The 754-nt window shown below is 58.1% G+C and carries 1 protein-coding gene; it reads left to right on the top strand.

Annotated elements, in window-relative coordinates:
• Positions 1 to 754 (top strand): hemagglutinin repeat-containing protein (locus tag AAH446_RS19655; protein WP_342908354.1); only part of this gene is annotated, 754 nt, incomplete at both ends.

The raw sequence follows: 754 nt of genomic DNA, 5'->3' as shown, positions 1-754 counted from the left end.
TGATACCACGCTCTCCGGCGCGCTGGTCAACGGTGAAAAAGTGACGGCCGACGTTGGCCGCGATCTGACTGTCACCAGCCTTCAGGACAGTGACAACTATAACTCAAAACAAACCAGCGTCAGCGCAGGCGGTAGCTTTACGTTCGGTTCTATGACGGGTTCCGGCTATATCAGTGCCAGTCAGGACAAAATGCGCAGTAATTACGATTCCGTGATCGAACAGAGCGGTCTCAATGCCGGTAAAGGCGGGTTTGATGTCACGGCTGGCAATCACACCCAGCTGAACGGAGGTGTGATAGCCAGCCAGGGCGGGCCGGAGAATAACCGTCTGGATACCGGCACGCTGGGCTTCAGCGATATCCGCAATGAGGCGGATTACAAAGTCAGCCATACGGGGATCAGCCTGAGCGGCGGCGGCGGCGCGAGCCTGATGAGCAATGCCATGTCGAATGTGGGCAATATGCTGGCCGGGCTGAACGGTAAAGGCCATGCCGAAGGCACCACGCAGGCGGCGGTGGCGGATGGCACCATTATTATCCGTGACCAGGCCCGTCAGAAACAGGATCTGGCGGAGCTAAGCCGCGACCCGGACCACGCCAACGGCAGCATCGCGCCAATTTTCGATAAGGAGAAAGAGCAGAAGCGGCTGCAGGCGTCGCAACTGGTGGGAGAAATTGCCGGACAGATGGTGACCATGGTGAATACCTGGGGCGATATCGAGGCGATGAAAAAAGCCAATGCAGCACTGGGTCCG

The organism is Erwinia psychrophila (assembly GCF_039023475.1).
Lineage (GTDB): Bacteria > Pseudomonadota > Gammaproteobacteria > Enterobacterales > Enterobacteriaceae > Erwinia.
This window is presented reverse-complemented; position numbering and strand designations above follow the sequence as displayed.